This is a genomic window from Stenotrophomonas sp. NPDC077420, assembly GCF_044543385.1.
In the GTDB taxonomy this organism is placed as follows: domain Bacteria; phylum Pseudomonadota; class Gammaproteobacteria; order Xanthomonadales; family Xanthomonadaceae; genus Stenotrophomonas.
In genome coordinates this window covers 135,156-150,453 of record NZ_JBITVZ010000010.1, presented here as the reverse complement: position 1 = coordinate 150,453, position 15,298 = coordinate 135,156, and the positions used below count along the sequence as shown (strand labels likewise).

Annotated in this window: 16 protein-coding genes; 3 read left to right on the top strand and 13 right to left on the bottom strand. The window is 68.1% G+C overall.

The window, feature by feature from the left end; translation table 11 throughout:
* Nucleotides 1-169: 169 nt before the first annotated feature.
* The 7 genes from ACIGII_RS11915 to ACIGII_RS11885 form a co-directional block, all read right to left on the bottom strand.
* Complete coding sequence (locus tag ACIGII_RS11915; protein WP_399638350.1) at nucleotides 170-763, bottom strand: DUF4166 domain-containing protein; 594 nt, start codon at nucleotides 761-763, stop codon at nucleotides 170-172.
* A 43-nt stretch (nucleotides 764-806) separates the two neighbouring features.
* Nucleotides 807-1,475: a rhomboid family intramembrane serine protease gene (locus ACIGII_RS11910; RefSeq protein ID WP_399638348.1), complete on the bottom strand. Its 669-nt coding sequence runs from the start codon at nucleotides 1,473-1,475 to the stop codon at nucleotides 807-809.
* A gap of 34 nt (nucleotides 1,476-1,509) precedes the next feature.
* Nucleotides 1,510-1,869, bottom strand: coding sequence for an MGMT family protein (locus ACIGII_RS11905; RefSeq protein WP_399638347.1), 360 nt, complete (start codon nucleotides 1,867-1,869; stop codon nucleotides 1,510-1,512).
* Nucleotides 1,866-2,786, bottom strand: a complete 921-nt coding sequence (locus ACIGII_RS11900; protein WP_399638345.1) for a DMT family transporter — start codon at nucleotides 2,784-2,786, stop codon at nucleotides 1,866-1,868. Before ACIGII_RS11900 ends, ACIGII_RS11905 begins: the two co-directional genes overlap by 4 nt.
* Nucleotides 2,787-2,922: 136 nt before the next feature.
* The gene (gene gorA / locus ACIGII_RS11895; protein ID WP_399638344.1) at nucleotides 2,923-4,278 is read right to left on the bottom strand and encodes a glutathione-disulfide reductase; all 1,356 of its coding nucleotides are present in this window, start codon (nucleotides 4,276-4,278) and stop codon (nucleotides 2,923-2,925) included.
* A gap of 59 nt (nucleotides 4,279-4,337) precedes the next feature.
* Complete coding sequence (locus tag ACIGII_RS11890) at nucleotides 4,338-5,555, bottom strand: DUF418 domain-containing protein (protein WP_399638343.1); 1,218 nt, start codon at nucleotides 5,553-5,555, stop codon at nucleotides 4,338-4,340.
* Between the two features lie 96 nt (nucleotides 5,556-5,651).
* Nucleotides 5,652-6,131 carry a peptidylprolyl isomerase gene (locus tag ACIGII_RS11885; protein ID WP_399638341.1) on the bottom strand — a complete coding sequence of 160 codons (480 nt, stop codon included), beginning with the start codon at nucleotides 6,129-6,131 and terminating at the stop codon, nucleotides 5,652-5,654.
* 116 nt (nucleotides 6,132-6,247) lie between these two features.
* On the opposite strand from ACIGII_RS11885, the gene ACIGII_RS11880 reads away from it, so the two are divergent.
* The 3 genes from ACIGII_RS11880 (at nucleotide 6,248) to ACIGII_RS11870 (ending at nucleotide 9,272) form a co-directional block, all read left to right on the top strand.
* A complete protein-coding gene (locus ACIGII_RS11880; protein ID WP_399638339.1) occupies nucleotides 6,248-6,781 on the top strand; it encodes a C40 family peptidase in 534 nt (177 codons plus the stop codon).
* A gap of 131 nt (nucleotides 6,782-6,912) precedes the next feature.
* Nucleotides 6,913-7,692, top strand: coding sequence for a C40 family peptidase (locus tag ACIGII_RS11875; RefSeq protein WP_399638338.1), 780 nt, complete (start codon nucleotides 6,913-6,915; stop codon nucleotides 7,690-7,692).
* A gap of 242 nt (nucleotides 7,693-7,934) precedes the next feature.
* A complete protein-coding gene (locus ACIGII_RS11870) occupies nucleotides 7,935-9,272 on the top strand; it encodes a sigma 54-interacting transcriptional regulator (RefSeq protein ID WP_399638336.1) in 1,338 nt (445 codons plus the stop codon).
* A 2-nt stretch (nucleotides 9,273-9,274) separates the two neighbouring features.
* Here ACIGII_RS11870 and ACIGII_RS11865 read toward each other — a convergent pair whose 3' ends face one another.
* The 6 genes from ACIGII_RS11865 to ACIGII_RS11840 all read right to left on the bottom strand — a co-directional run bounded on the left by ACIGII_RS11865 (nucleotide 9,275) and on the right by ACIGII_RS11840 (nucleotide 15,118).
* Nucleotides 9,275-10,624 (bottom strand): transporter, encoded by a 1,350-nt coding sequence (locus tag ACIGII_RS11865; RefSeq protein WP_399638335.1) that lies wholly within the window; start codon nucleotides 10,622-10,624, stop codon nucleotides 9,275-9,277.
* Nucleotides 10,625-10,667: 43 nt separating this feature from the next.
* The gene (locus ACIGII_RS11860; protein ID WP_399638333.1) at nucleotides 10,668-11,507 is read right to left on the bottom strand and encodes a hypothetical protein; all 840 of its coding nucleotides are present in this window, start codon (nucleotides 11,505-11,507) and stop codon (nucleotides 10,668-10,670) included.
* 8 nt (nucleotides 11,508-11,515) lie between these two features.
* The gene (locus ACIGII_RS11855; RefSeq protein ID WP_399638332.1) at nucleotides 11,516-12,217 is read right to left on the bottom strand and encodes a C39 family peptidase; all 702 of its coding nucleotides are present in this window, start codon (nucleotides 12,215-12,217) and stop codon (nucleotides 11,516-11,518) included.
* A 148-nt stretch (nucleotides 12,218-12,365) separates the two neighbouring features.
* Nucleotides 12,366-13,907, bottom strand: a complete 1,542-nt coding sequence (locus tag ACIGII_RS11850; RefSeq protein ID WP_399638330.1) for an adhesin — start codon at nucleotides 13,905-13,907, stop codon at nucleotides 12,366-12,368.
* Between the two features lie 42 nt (nucleotides 13,908-13,949).
* Nucleotides 13,950-14,588, bottom strand: coding sequence for a hypothetical protein (locus tag ACIGII_RS11845; RefSeq protein ID WP_399638328.1), 639 nt, complete (start codon nucleotides 14,586-14,588; stop codon nucleotides 13,950-13,952).
* A complete protein-coding gene (locus tag ACIGII_RS11840) occupies nucleotides 14,585-15,118 on the bottom strand; it encodes a hypothetical protein (protein WP_399638327.1) in 534 nt (177 codons plus the stop codon). Before ACIGII_RS11840 ends, ACIGII_RS11845 begins: the two co-directional genes overlap by 4 nt.
* Nucleotides 15,119-15,298 lie beyond the last annotated feature (180 nt).

Genomic DNA, 15,298 nt, shown 5'->3' with positions numbered 1-15,298 from the left:
CCGTCGCGGCCGGTAGGTCCCTGGCAAAGTAAAGGAGGAGGTGGCGGCCGCAGGCCGCCGCCGGGGGACATTTGCATAGGGGCCTGCCGGCCGCGACGGGGCCCTCCACGCTCGCGACAGCCATGATCGAAGATGCACCCGGCTTCCAAGCCACGCGGAAAGCGACGCGTCACTCCAACGGGGGAAGCGCCTCTTTTTCCTGCATCGAGGGTAGCAGCGTGCCCCTGTAGGCGACGATCAGGCCCACCAGCGGCGCGGCAATCTCGACGTGGAACACGAAGTGGCCGTCCACCTCGGTCTCGAAGGTGCTGCCCTGCGGCAGCAACGCGTTCGGCAACCGAATACCCAGCACCGCCCAGCGCCGCGGCACCAGCAGCAGCCGGTCGCCCTGCTGCAGCAGCGCCAGCGACACATCGATCGGCCCGAACCGCTCCACCAGCAGACAATCATCACGCCCGCTCCCGCGTCGCTGCCACGACGAGAACCGGCGCCCAGCAAAATCGCGTGTCCAGCGCTCACCGCCGCGCTCGGCGGTAAAGGTCACGCTCACCGGCACGTTCACGCCCGCCTTCGGGAAACCGAACAGCGCCGCGACGAGGCGGGCGAGCACCCCGCGGCCACGCCGCACCTCGGCCACGCCGGCCCAGCGCTGCGGCGCGGTCGGCCGGTGCAGTGCCTGTACCTGTGCAGGCAGTGCGTCGAAAGCATCATTGAGCAGCTGCTGGTACAGCGACGTTCCGACCTGCTCGCACCGGACCTCCACGCCTGCGCCCTTCCTGGACCGGTCTTCCATCGTTCGGGGCGGGCTATACGCTGCGCAGGTGATTGGGGCGTTTCGGGCCGCCGGGCGGACGCCGCTTGAACGGCGGTTGCCCGCGCCAGTAGCGGATCAGCAGCCACCCGAACAGCATGCCGCCGAGGTGCGCGAAGTGGGCCACGCCCGGCTGCCAGCCGGTGGCGCCCAGCACCAGTTCCATCGCGCCAAAGACGATCACGAAGGTGCGGGCCTTCATCGGAATCGGTGGGAACAGCAGCATCACGCGCTGGTTGGGGAACAGCATGCCGTAGGCCAGCAGCAGCCCGAACACGCCGCCGGAGGCGCCCAGCACGGTGGCCGGATCGGTCATCAGCAGACCCACCAGCAGCTGGCACAGGCCGGCGCCGGCCACGCAGACCAGGTAGTAGACCAGGAAGCGCTTCTCGCCCCAGGTCTGTTCCAGCGGCGCACCGAACATGAACAGTGCCAGCATGTTGAAGAACAGATGGCCGAAGCTGCCATGCAGGAAGCCATACGTCAGCAGCTGCCACGGCTGGAAGTTGCCGCCCGGCGAGAACGGGTCGAAACCACCGCGCAACGGTTGCAGCATGAACGGCTCGAACGTGCCGTTACCGAGCAGGAACGGCTGCTGCAGCAGGAACAGCACGATGTTGGCGATCAACAGTGCCTTGGTGACGGTGGGCAATCGCGGGAACATGGGGGCATCCTTTGGAACCGCGCCCATCATAACGTTACCCCGGGCCCCACACCGCCGCATCCAGGTCGTCATCGCCCCGAGGCATGCACTTGACCCGCCCGCGCTCCATCACCACCCCTTCGGCGCGCAATCGCTGGTTCTGTTCGCGCCAGCCACGCGAGCCCTCGGGCATGGCGATCCGGCCGTCCGAACGCAGCACCCGGTGCCAGGGCAGGTCCGGGTCCTCGTTCATGCCCAGCACCCGCGCGGTGAGTCGCGCCCGGCCCGGCAGACCGGCCCTGGCCGCCACCTGCCCGTAGCCCATCACCTGCCCGCGTGGAATGGCGCGGATCACCGCCAAGATGCGCGCGCGAGCCTGCGCTGCGGCATCTACCGCATCCGCATCCGCATTCACGCGCGCACGCGGCTGACCAGCAGCACGCCGACCAGCACCAGCGCCGTCCCCAGGATCTGCCAGGGGCCCATGGGTTCGTCGAGCAGCCATAGACTCATCACGATGGTGGACACCGGCCCGAGCATACCCACCTGCGCGGCCAGCGACGAGCCGATCCGCTTCACCGCGAGCATGATGGCCGCCACCGGCAGCACGGTGCAGACGGTCGCATTGACCAGCGACAGCCAATACACCGGCGGCGGCTGCCGCAACAGCACGGGAAGCGGATGCAGCACGGCAAAGTGCAGCACGCACAGCACGCACGCCACGCAGCTGGCATAGGCGGTCAGGCGGATGGCACCGATTCGCGCCACCACCTGGCCACTGCCGAACAGGTACAGCGCGTAGCTGAGTGCACTGGCGAAGACCAGCGCGCTGCCCAGCACGATGCGCCCGCCTTCCAGCTGCAGGTCATGCCCGAACGCCAGCAGCACGCCCAGGTAGCTCAGCAGCAGCGCGACCAGCTGCCACCGGCCGGGGCGCTTCTTCAGCAGCACCAGGCTGATCAGCAGCACCAGGGTCGGGTTGAGATAGAGGATCAGCCGTTCCAGGGTCACGCTGATGTACTGCAGGCCCTGGAAATCCAGCAGGCTGGACAGGTAATAGCCGGTGAAGCCCAGCCACACCACCTTGCTGCGGTCGGCCCACGACAGCGGCGCGGCGCCGCGTGCCGACCACACCGCCAGCAGGGCGAACAAGGGAAACGCCATCAGCATGCGCAACGCCAGCAACGTGGTGGCATCCACGCCATGGCGGTAGGCCAGTTTGACGATGACGGCCTTGCCGGACGCGGCGATGGCGCCGACGGCGGCGAGCAGCACGCCGGACGTGGCCAGGCGCGGGGACGAGGTAGGGAGAGCGTGCGACATCGCCGTCATTGTCGCACCTCCAGGCGACACGAAGGCTCACCGGCGACCGGAGTTCGGCAGATCAGGCAGCCCCCTTGAGCCAGGGAGCCCACGGTTTGCGCAGCACACCGTGGGCAGCGTAACGCCGCAAAGCGGATTTACGTTTTTACCGCATCAACACGACCTCTTCCGCGCTTGTGGGGTGAATCGCCACGGTGTCGTCGAGCTGGGCCTTGGTGACGCCCATCTTCACTGCCACCGCGAAGCCCTGCAGGATTTCGTCGGCGGCTTCGCCGAGCAGGTGCACGCCCACCACGCGCTCGTCCTCGCCCACGCAGACCAGCTTGAACAGGCTGCGCTGGTTGGCGTCGGCCAGTGCCTGCAGCATCGGGCGGAAGTTGCTGCAGTACACGCGCACATCGCCGTGGCGCTGGCGCGCTTCCTCTTCGCTCAAACCCACCGCGCCCAGGGCCGGGTGCGAGAACACCACGCTGGCCACGTTCTCGTAGTCCATCTTCGCCTGCGGCTGGCCGCCGAACAGCCGATCCATCAACTTGCGCGCCGCCGCGATCGCCACCGGGGTCAGGCCGACCCTGCCGGCAATGTCGCCCACCGCATGCACGCTGGGCACGGCAGTGTCCTGCCAGTCATCCACCTCGACCTCGCCCTTGTCGCCCACCGCAATGCCCAGCGCTTCCAGCCCGAGTCCGGCGCTGTTGCCACGTCGCCCGGTGGCGAAAAACACCTGGTCGAAGCGCGCCTCCGCCGGTCCGTCATGCCCGTAGGCAACGATATCGTCACCGTCGCGGCACAGCTCACGCAGCCGGTAGTTGAAGTGCAGCTGCACGCCCTGATGGCGCAGGTTCTCGGCCAGCTGCAGGGTCAGTTCGGCGTCGAAGCGCTCAAGCAGGCGCTCGCCGCGCACCAGCAGCGTGACCCGGCTCCCCAGCGCCTGCAGCAGCCCGGCCAGTTCCACCGCGATGTAGCCGCCACCGACGATCGCCACGCGCGCCGGCGCGCTGGTCAGGTTGAAGAAATCATCGGACACCGAGCCCAGTTCCGCGCCGGGAATGTCCGGGCGCTGCGGGTGTGCGCCGGTGGCCAGCAGAATGTGCTCGCCGCTGATCCGCACGCCGTCGCTGCACTCCACCGTATGCGCGTCCAGCAGCCGGCCCCTGCGCGGTACGCGCACCACACCGGTGTCGTTCAGGCGCTTGAGGTAGCTGGCATGGATGTTGGCGATGTAGCCCTGGCGATGCACCACCAGCTCCTTCCAGTCCAGCGCGGGCCGCACCGGCACGTCGAAGCCCATCGCCGCCGCGAGACCTACCCGGGCGGACAGATCGGCCGCCAGCCACATCGCCTTCTTCGGCACGCAGCCGACATTGACGCAGGTGCCGCCCAGTTCACCGGGTTCCAGCATCGCGACGCGCTTGCCGTGCTGCGCGGCCCGGAACGCCGCAGCCAGGCCGCCGGAGCCGCCGCCCAGCACGATCAGGTCGTAATCAAAGTGCATAGTCATGGGCGCAAGCATGCCATGCGCGCGTGCGCGTCACGCGTGAGGACGCGGCAGCAACCGTCTCAGCGGCGCAACGCTGGCCAGCGGCCATAGGTCATCGCACGCCACACCCATTCCAGCGGACCGAAGCGGAAGTGGCGCAGCCACACATGGCTGAGCAGCACCTGCAGGGCGAACAGCACCAGCGCGAACGGCACCTGCCAGGCGCGCGGCAGCGTCTCGAACGCGCCCAGCCCGTAGCCGTAGAACAGCCACGTGCAGACCAGCGACTGCAGGATGTACTGGGTCAACGCCATCCGCCCCATCGGCGCCAGAACGCGCAGGCGCGCGCGCCAGTGCACGATCCACGCCAGGTAGCCCAGGCACATCAATACGCTGGCCAGCGAGGACAGTGCGTACGCCGCACCGGTGACCGGGGTGAACGTCCCCGGCGCCAGGTACGGCACCCATGCCGCACTGCCCAGCATCAGCAGCACCCCGACCGGCAGCGCGATCCAGCGCAGGCGACGGTACAGGCGTTCGAACCGGGGCGGATCGGCCAGCGCGCCGCTGCGCGCGAACCAGCTGCCCAGCAGGAACATGCCCAGCACTTCCGGGCCGATGATCAGGGCGCCGGACAACGCCGTGCCCAGGTCGCTGGCGCGTTGCGCCACGGCCTGGCTGAAACTGCCATGGCCGTAGGCCTGGCGCTGCAGTTCAATGGTGTGCTGGCCCTGCGCGATGGCGCTGGCCATGCCACCGCCCTCGCCCTGCACCTGCGCGGCCATCCCGACCAACGCGCCCAGCAGCAGCATCATCAGCGCCGCGCAGAGATAGGTGCCCACTCCCATCGCCGGCAGCCAGCGCTGCGGTGCCTCGCGGGTGGCCAGCAGCGGCAGCGATACCAGGGCGTAGATCACCAGGATGTCGCCCGACCACACCAGCAGGGCGTGGCACAGACCGATCAGCAGCAGCCCGGCGCTGCGGCGCAGGTAGAACGGGGTGAAATCGCGGTGCGCCGCTTCGGCACGCTGCGCCATGATCGCAAAGCCGGCACCGAACAGCAGCGAGAACAGGGTGAAGAACTTGCCCTGCACCAGCACATACACGGCGGCGTCGACCGCGTAGTCCAGTCCGGTCCAGTGCGGATCGATCCCGGTGAAGGCCAGGTCGAGCGGACCGCTCAGCGCTTCCATGTTCATCAACAGGATGCCCAGCAGCGCAACCCCGCGCACGATGTCGATCACTTCGATGCGGTCGTTCGACGCGACCGGCTGCAACACAGGGGAAACAGGCTTCACGGGCGACCCGACAGTGGCGATAACAAAGACGGCCCGCCAAAGCGGGCCGTAGCGCCACGCCCTGCGTGGCTGCGCAACACCGGCGTGGCGGCCGGCTTAGTGGTGGTGGCCACCGTCACCATGCACGTGACCGTGTTCGATCTCTTCGGCACTGGCTTCGCGCACGTCCACGATCTCCACCGAGAAATGCAGGTCCTTGCCGGCCATCGGGTGGTTCAGGTCGACGTCGACCACGCTCATGCCGACCTTCTGCACGGTCACCGCGCGCGGGCCGAAGTTGGTCTGCAGCATGACCTGCTGGCCCGGGGCCAGACGGGCGTTGCCGAAATGCTTCTTCGGCACGCGCTGGGTCAGGCCGTCGCGGCGCTCGCCGTACGCATCGGCGGCGGACACGTCCACGTCGAAGGTCGCGCCGGCTTCCTTGTCCATCATGGCGTTTTCCAGGCCCGGGATGATGTTGCCGTGGCCGATCAGGATCGCCAGCGGGTCACGGTCCTTCGAGCTTTCGATCGGCTCCTGCCCCTGCTCGGCAACGGTGTAATGGAAGCGGACGACGCGGTCTTTCTCGATCTTCATGCGGTGGACTCTTGTGCTGGCTGCCTGGGCAGACGGATGGGACGGGTTGTCGCCCGCCGGATACGCCGCCATGATGACGGCCTTCTGAGGTCGCGCATTATCCGGACATCACGCACATGACGCCAGTTCCGCGCCTGATCGGCCCGCTTTCGCGGGCTGCCGCCCTGCTCAGCCTGGCCCTGCTGGCCGCCTGCGGCGGTGGCAAGGCCACCCGCCCGGCCGCGCCGCCGGCCGCTGCCCAGGTCTGGCCGACGGTGGTGCCGAACGATCCGCAGGCCGCCAATGCGGTGCTGATGCGCGCGATCGGGCTGGTCGGTACGCCGTACCGCTACGGCGGCAATACCCCGGAGTCGGGCTTCGACTGCAGCGGGCTGGTGGCCTATGTGTACCGGGAAATGCTCGACCTGAAGCTGCCGCGCACCTCGCGCGACCTGGCGGCGGTGCAGGGTCCGAAGATCGACCCGCAGCGGCTGGCGCCCGGCGACCTGGTGTTCTTCGGCGACCGCGGCAATGTCTTCCACGTCGGCATCTATGTCGGCGAAGGGCGTTTCGTGCACGCACCGAGCACCGGCGGAACGGTCCGGCTGGACTCGCTGGCAGGCAGCTACTGGAAGCAGCACTACACAGGGGCGAAACGCGTACTTCACTGAAATGAATGGGGGAAAGGTTCAAAAATGTGACGCAAAGCACATTGATGTAAACGAAAATTTAACGGAATTTGTACCAAATCACACGTCTTACACGGCATCATCACCCATCGTTTTTATTCAGTGACCGCCGCGTGACGACAGCCGACCTGACGTGCCAAGGCCAGACCGCCACTTCCCGGCGCACTGCCCGCCCCGCTCTTCTCGCTTTCGCCCTTTGCCTGGCCAGTGTTCCGGCCTGGGCACAGTCCGCACCGACGACCCCCGTCGATGCCGCGCCGGTTGCCGCTGTTGCCGTCGCCGAAGCACCCGCTGCCGCCAAGCCGAAGGCTGAAGCGCCGGTCCGCAGCAAGGCCGATGCCGCTGCCAGTGCCACCCTTGCCGCCCTGCTCCCGCACCTGGCGGCCAACGACACCATTCCGCTGATGGACCGCTCGGCGATGTTCGCCGGCGACCTCAGCCGCCTGCTTGCCAACTACGACGCCAGCACCGGTGCCAACGGCGCGGTGGTCGGCGGTGAGGCCGACAACGGCAAGGTGCAGTCGCTGCTGCGTCGTGCAATGACCCTGCTGGGCACGCCGTACCGCTGGGGCGGCACCTCGCCGGACAGCGGTTTCGACTGCAGCGGCCTGGTCGGCTACGTGTTCAAGACCGCGCTGGGCATCGAGCTCCCGCGCGTGTCGCGTGAAATGGCCCACGACGGCGAAGCCCAGCTGATCAACGACCGCAACGCGCTGGCCGCGGGCGACCTGGTGTTCTTCGGCCGCAAGGGCCGGGTCGACCATGTCGGCATCTACGTCGGCGAAGGCCGCTTCCTGCACGCCCCCAGCACCGGCAAGGACGTCCGCGTGGACAGCCTGGTCTCGGGCTATTGGGGCGGCAAGTTCATGCAGGCGCGCCGCGTCGAGCTCTGAATCGGCCCGGTTGACCCGCGCCACGAAAGGCCGCTGCCCTGCAGCGGCCTTTTTCGTTGGGCCGGGCGATGGCCGGTACCGGCGGCAAACGGCGTTCTCCCTGTTGTCGTTCGCGCAATTCGCGTTGCACGCGACCAGCCCCTGCCGGGTCCGGCGGGGGCTGCTGGTTCCGGCGGGGGGCGGCCCGTCGGGGCGTGCCGACCTGCAGACACCGCCCGGGATCTTTTTCTCGAAGGTGACGCATGGCGGCAGTCCCTGAATTTCCGGCCCGGTGTGTAATCTGGTTTGGGCACCCCCACGCGGCCGAGCGCGCCGCCCTTGCAGCGGAAGGATGGCAGGTACGCGGGGTCGCCAGCGACCAGTGCGTGGCGATCGGCATGCGCAGCAACGACCTGGTGGTGGGACTGCTGGATCTGCGCGGCCCCCCTCCCGGCAATCTCGAGCACCTGCAGGGGCTGCTGGCGCAGCACCGGCACATGCGCCTGCTGGCGATCCTGCCGACCGGTCCGCTGCCGGCCGATACCGCGCTGCAGGCCCTGCTGGCCTGCTGCGTGGACACCTGGACGGCACCGCTGGACGTGGCCGGGCTGGTGCTGCGGCTGCAGCAGCTGGCCGACGGCGAGGCGCCGGGCCAGGCGTCCGGGGCCAAGGCCCTGGTCGGCGACAGCGCGGTGCTGCAGGTAGCGCGGGCGGCGCTGCGCAAATTCGCACCGGTCGAGCTTCCGGTACTGATCACCGGGGAAACGGGCACCGGCAAGGAACTGGCGGCGCAGGCACTGCATGCGCTGTCGCCCCGGCATGGGCGACCCTTCCTGGCCGTCAACTGCGGGGCGATTCCGGCGGCCCTGGTGCAGTCGGAGCTGTTCGGGCACGAGCGGGGGGCATTCACCGGGGCGGCGACGCGTCGGCTGGGTCTGTTCGAGACCGCCAGCGGCGGCACCGTGTTCCTGGACGAGATCGGCGACCTGCCGCTGGACGCGCAGACCAATCTGCTGCGGGTGCTGCAGGAGGGCACGATCGAGCGGGTGGGCAGCAATCATCCCTTGTCGGTGGATGTGCGCGTGGTGGCCGCCACCCATGTGGACCTGGAGCAGGCGGTGGAGCGCGGGCAGTTCCGTCGCGATCTGTTCTACCGGCTCAACGTGCTGCGCCTGCCGATGCCGCCGTTGCGCGAGCGCGGCACGGACATCCTGTTGCTGGCCGAGCATTTCCTGGCCAGCTTCCGCCGCCGCCACGTGACGCGTGCGCGTGGCTTCAGCACGGAGGCGTCGCGGGCGCTGCAGCGCTTCAACTGGCCGGGCAATGTCCGCGAGCTGCTGAACCGGGTGCAGCGGGCGGCGATCGTCAGCGAAGCCGAGCTGATCAGCGTGGCCGACCTGGAACTTCTGTCGCCGCAGGTGGAGATGCCGCAGCGGCTGCTGCACGATGCACGCCAGGCGGCCGAGCGCGATGCCCTGCTGCAGGCGCTGCGCGACAACGCCTTCAACATCACCGCGTGCGCGCGCACCATGCAGGTATCGCGGGTGACGGTGTACCGGCTGTGCCGGAAGCACCAGTTGGCGTTGCCTGAGCTGCGTTGACCTCAAAGCATGTACGGCACTTTGAAGGCCAGGGTGAAATCGGGCGCGTCCGGGGTCAGGCCGATCCCCAGCAGGCTCACCAGCGTGGTCTTCTGGTTCAGCGCGTAGGTGATGCCCAGGTTCAAGGTGGCGGCGTTCGCGTCGCTGCCCACGATCTTGACCCACTCGCCGCCCTTGTAGCGCGTGGACGCGCGTGCGCTGAGCTTGTCGCTGAAGGAGATGCTCAGGCTGGTACGCTCGTTGAAGGCGAAAGCGACACCGGCACCGAAGTAGTACGAGCCCCCCAGCTTCACGTCGCCGGGGTTGACGGTGTCGGGGTTGGCGTCGAGGTCGTCGAAGCTGTTTTCGAAGGAGTGGACGTAGCCGATGTTGGCGAACAGGATCGCCGGGTCGGCGGTCTTCACCGCCGACAGGCCGATGTTGGCCTGCCACACGCCGTTGCCAGTGGGCTGCTCGCTCGGCACGGCGAAGCGGATGAAGTCATCGTCGTCGCGCTGCAGCACTTTCCAGTCCAGGCCGTAGGGTTCGCGACCCGTGGGTGCGGTGGCGCCCACGGTGAGCACGGTTTCCGGCAGGCGGCCGCGTTCGGAGAACAGCTTGTAGTTGGCGCTCAGGCTGACGTCGCCGATGCCGTTGCCGGTCGTCTCTTCCTGGGCGATGGCCGCGGCCGCGCCGCCGGCGCCGCCCTTCTGGAATACCGTTTTGCGGGCCAGGTAGGGTACATCGAGGTTCAACGCCAGGCGTGGCGTCAGGCCCCAGCGTGCGGCCAGGTTGTAGGTGAGGGTGTCGGACTCGACGTTCTCGATCGCAATGTTGCCCAGGAAGATGGCGTCGAGCGCGAGGAAGCCGTTGAGGGTGAGCTGCTTGCGGTCGTAGCGCGCATAGGTGAGGCTGTTTTCCAGGGTGAAGCGCCGGGTGAACAGCGTAGCGGTCTGCTGTTTGACGTCGTCGACGCTGCGCCGCGAGGCCTGTTTGGCTTCCTGGGCTTCCGCCGCGCTGCTGGCGTAGCCGTCGCCTCCCACCGGTGCGGCCGGGGTGGTCGCGGGCAGCGGTTCGGGCGCGGCGGCAGCGGCGGCCAGCGGCGCGGTCTTGCCGCTCAGCCGGGCCTGCATGGCCTGCACCTGCATGTCCAGTTCGCGCAGCCGGCGCACTTCCTGGGCGTAGTTGGCCTTGAGCGTCTCCAGCTGCTGCATGAGCGCCTTCACGTCGGCTTCGTCGGTCGGCGACATGGGCGCGTTCTGGCCGCCTGCGGGTGCCGGCGCTGCCGGGGCATTCTGCGCGGCGGCGGTGGTCGCCGAGGCGAGTGCCAGCGCCGCCAGCGCCAGCGGGGTGCTGCGTATCGAGGTGTGCATTTCCTTGCCCTGCGGTTCTGTGTGGTTCCCCCACCGACCAGAGTTACTGGCCGGGCCCCATGCCAACACCGCGCACCAGGTTCATCGCCTGGGCCACGTTCTGGTTGAGCGATCCGCTGCTGGCCAGGGTCTGCCGGACCAGGTCGATCTGCATGCGGTTGCGCACCGCCTGGCCGTCGCTGCTGATCGCAATGCTCTGTCCCACGCTGCCGTTACGGATCCACTGCTGCACCTGGCCCACGCCCTGGATGTCCAGCTTGACGCTGGCGCTGTTGCCGTCCTGCTGGGCCACGGCGCTCACGCCGCCCTGCTGCACGCTGGCCTGCTGGCTGCTGGCCTGCTGCACGTCCACCTGCGGCGCGTCGGCCTGCGCCGTGCTGGCCTGCGCGGTGACCTGCTCGGGCGTCGCCGGCGCGCTGCCGTCGCGCACGTTCAACCGGGTGCTGTTGCTGGCCACGTTGTTGTCGCCGGCCACCTGCACGCTCTGGGTGAGCCCGGCCACGTTCTGCAGGCCACTGGCGTCGACACTGCGGCCCGGGGTCACCGGCAGCGGTGCATCGGCGGCGGTGACGGTCACGCTGGGGGTGAAGCTGACCTTCGGGGTCTGGGCGCCATGGCTGAAGTCCATGCCCAGCGTCAGCGCGCTCTGCGCCGACTGGGTGCCGGCCTGCCACTGCGACACCATGGTGACGCCGAACCAGGCGACCGATGTGCCGTTGACGGTGTAGCGGCCGCGCATGAGGTTGAGTTCCGGATCGGGGATCTCGCTCAGGCCCTTGCCGGGCCGTCCCCGTTCTGCGGTCGGCGCGTCGGCGGCATGCACCGGGGCCATGCCCAGCAGGGCCATCAGCAGCGCGACGGGCGTCCATGAGGTGATGTTCATGCTGTCTCCTAGAACAGATCGGCGTGGGTAAAGCCGAAATCGACCAGTTCCGCGTCGGTGATCGGCCCCTGCCGTGCATACAGCGAACGCGCACTGGGCCGTTCGCCGGGCTGCAGCAACACCGTATTGCGATCGAAATCGGTACCGATCACGACGAACACGGCGCGCGACGGCCACGCATCGAGAAATTCGTTGATGGGAACGCTGCGGTTGCCCAGGATCGGGTCGGCCACGTCCACCAGCTCGCCGCGGACCTGCTTGAGGACCACGAAATGGCGGAAGCCGCGCACATCCATCAACACCAGTCCGGGCACGCGCAGCGAGCGCAGGCGCTCTTCGTTGACGCGGTAGCCGCGCCCACGCATGCCCATCGATTCCACATACCGTTTGATGTCCAGCAGCGAGAAACCGCGCTGGTGGACCAGTTGAGGGTCCGACACCCCCATCATGCCTTCGATGACCGTGCCTTCGTCCGCGTCCAGGTGGTAGGCGTAACGCAGGATCGTGGCCAATGCAGCCGCGCCGCAGCTGTAGTCGGTGTGCTGGCGCACCACGTTGCGGAAGCGCCGCTCCTGCATGCTCTCCACCTTCTGGGTGAACACCGCGCCATTGGGCAGCACGCCACTGAACGCCACGTCACCCGCGCGCGAGGCGCCGACCGGCAACAGCAACAGCGACAACGCGCAGCACAGGGCTCGGGTGGACCACATCGGCGAGGCTCCGGGGATGACGCAGGAAAGGAAGGAGCCCCTGCCCCAAAGGGGGAGGATGGGACAGGGGCTCCCGGGGGAACCCGGCCATTGGCGGATGGCCGGGCTTGTTGCGCTCAACGCGTGTTGCCTGCGAAAGCGGACAGGCTTACTCGCCGCCACCACCGCCCGGGTTGCCGCCGGTGGACGGCTGGGCCACGGCCAGGGCCAGGCTGTTGGCCTGCAGGTTGCCGGTACCGGCCGCCACGTTCACCCCGATGTTGCCGCTGGCGCCGCGGAACGCATCGCCGGACAGCGAGGCATTGTTCTCGGCCTTCTCGACCACCCAGCGGGTGGTGGCAACGGTGCCGCTCAGGCTGGCATGCAGGTCGGCGTAGCCCACTTCGCCGTAGGCCAGAACGCCCTGCTCTTCGGTGTCGAAGGCAAACCCGCCCACGCCTTCGCGGTTCGGGTTCTGCACGGCGCCCTGGGTATCGCTGTCGAAGTCGATATGCCCGGTCGAGTTGCCGCCGGAATGGCTTTCGCCGCTCCAGCTGTCGGCATACAGGTTCGACTGCTGGAAGGCCTCGCCCTCGCCACGGTAGGCGCCCAGGCCGATGGCCGCGGTGCCGCCGCGCACGTTGCCACGCAGGGTGACCTGGGTGGTGTCGCGCATGGCCTTCACGTAGCCTTCGTTGGAGACGCTGTTGTCGGTGGAGACCTGGTTCGAGCTGATGCTGGCGGTCGCCATGCGTGCGGTGGACACCGACGCAGCCAGCGCGTTCTTCTGCTCGTTGTTGTTGCCGGCGGCGCTGTTGACGCCGATGTTGCCGGTGGCGCCGCGGAAGGCATTGCCGCTGAGGCTGGAGTTGTTGGCCACGCCGTCGTTGTAGGTGTGGTTGCCGGCGCCGTACTGGTTCACGTACACCTGGGCATCGGACATGCCGAAGGTGAACGACGCGTCGGCGGCGGACAGCGACGCGGCGTTGTCCTGGGCGTTGTTGTCACCGGCGGCGGTGTTGAAGCCGAGGTTGCCCGACGCGTCCTGCGCCACGTTCTCGCTGATCGACGCGTTGTTTTCCAGCAGCTCGTTGTCGCCGTGGTTGTCGGTGACCGACTGGCGGTTGTCGATGATGGCGATCGCCGCCGAGTCGACGGCCAGGTCACCCGACACGGTCGGACGGCCGCGGAACTGGACGTCCGCACCTACCTGCAGGTCCGATTCCAGGTTGACGTCGACGCCATGGTTGTTCTTTTCCTTGCGCTCGTCGGCCTGGATGTTGCTGTTCTTCTGCACGTTTTCGTTGACGCTCACGTTGCGCGTGTGGTTCACGTCGCGGGTGTCGCTGTAGCTCTTGGTGGTGGTGGTGGTACTGGTATCGCTGCTGGTGTTGGTGGTGCTGTTGTTGCGCACCCGGGTGCGCGAATCCCAGTCGTTGCGGATGTTGGTGTCGATATTGGTATCGATCGCCGTGGTGATGTCGGTGTCGATGTTGGTATCGACGTCGGTATCGATGTCAGTGTTGATGTTGGTATCGACGTCGGTGTTGAGGTTGGTGTTGGCGTTGGTGTTGAGGTTGGTGCGGGTTTCCCACACATTGTGGACGTGGTTGATGAACGCGCTTGCGTTCTGGTTGTCCTGGGCCGAAGCAGAAGCGGTAGCCGCAACAGCGATGGCCAGCGCCAGTACCGTCTTGTTCATGGTGTTCATGGTGCCCTCTCTCTTCACGGTCAATCGGTTGGATGGAACTGCTCACGGGGTGGACTGCACCGACATGCTCAACTGGTTGGCAGTGGTGTTGCCGGTACCCGCGATTTGATTGAGTTGCAGAACGCCGTCGAATCCCTGCAGTGCGGTGTCCTCCACGGCGACACTGCGGGTTCCGGCGGAACCACCGCGTGCTGCGGTGCCCTGCCCCCCTGCGGACGCGAGTGCCCCCGACGCGGCCAGGGCCTCGTCGTTCGTCTCGCGTATGCCCTGTTGCGCCAGCGTGGCCGTGACGATGTTGAGCGTCGCGTTGCCGATGCCGCTGGCCTGGTTGATCATGGCGACGCCGCTGGCGCCGCTGAGTGCCTGCCCGCCGATGCTGGCGCGGGCCTGGAGTGCGCCGTTGGCGCGTACCCGGTTGTTGGACTGGAGCTGCCGTGCGTCGATGTCGACCTGCGCGGTCCCGCCGCTGGCGATGCCCAGCAGGTTGGCCTGCTGGTTGAGGTCGCCGGCGGCCATGTTGACCACGATGGCGCCGTCGGCGCCGGTCAGCGCGCGGCCGTCCAGGCGGGTCTGGTTGAGGTAACCCAGCATGTTCGCGTAGTCATCGGCCTGCTGCGCCGACAGCGGCAGCGGCGACAGGGTCAGCAGGCCCAGCGACAGCAGCAGGGAGGCGCCTTTCATTTGCCGTTCCCGCCTGCAGGCTGGCCCAGCGGGAACTGGGCCAGCGCGCCGCGCACCTGGTCGCCGATGCCGCGGGTGGCATTGCCCACCGCGCCCATCGGACCACCGATGCTGCGGCCCAGCGTGTTGCCGGAAAGCACGCCGCTGGTGGTGGCGCGCCCGAGGGTGTTGTTGACGGTGCCGGTGGTGACGCGCTCTACCGTGGTCTGGTGGTGGCTGGAGGCGATGCCGGCGTTGGAGCCGAGCGAGGCGTAATCGTCGTCGCTCAGTTCATCCATGCCGTTGGGCGTGCCCAGCGCGCCGCTGACTTCCCGGCGCGGGGAAGGATCGGCGATCAATGCCACGCCCGGTGGTGCGGGCCGGTAGGCCGGTCGTGCGGACACGTCGCGCAGCAGGACGATTTCGCCCGGTTGCTGCTTCACGCCCTGGCGTGCGCCCGAGGCCTGTACGGCTGCCGGTGCCAGCAGCAACGCCGCCGCCACCACCCATGCCATCGTGCCTGCCCTGCCTGCTGCGTGAACGCTGTCCATTGCGGCCTCCCGTCAAGATGCGGGAGGAAGGAGCAGCAATCGTGCCAACGTCCAGACGCCCGTTTCATGGGCCTTTACGCCTGCCGCCGGGCGTGCGCCTGGAACGTGGGTGTTACACCGACGCGGCGTTCACGCCGCCTGAACACGGCGACCACGGTGCCCGAAGCCTTATAACGCCTG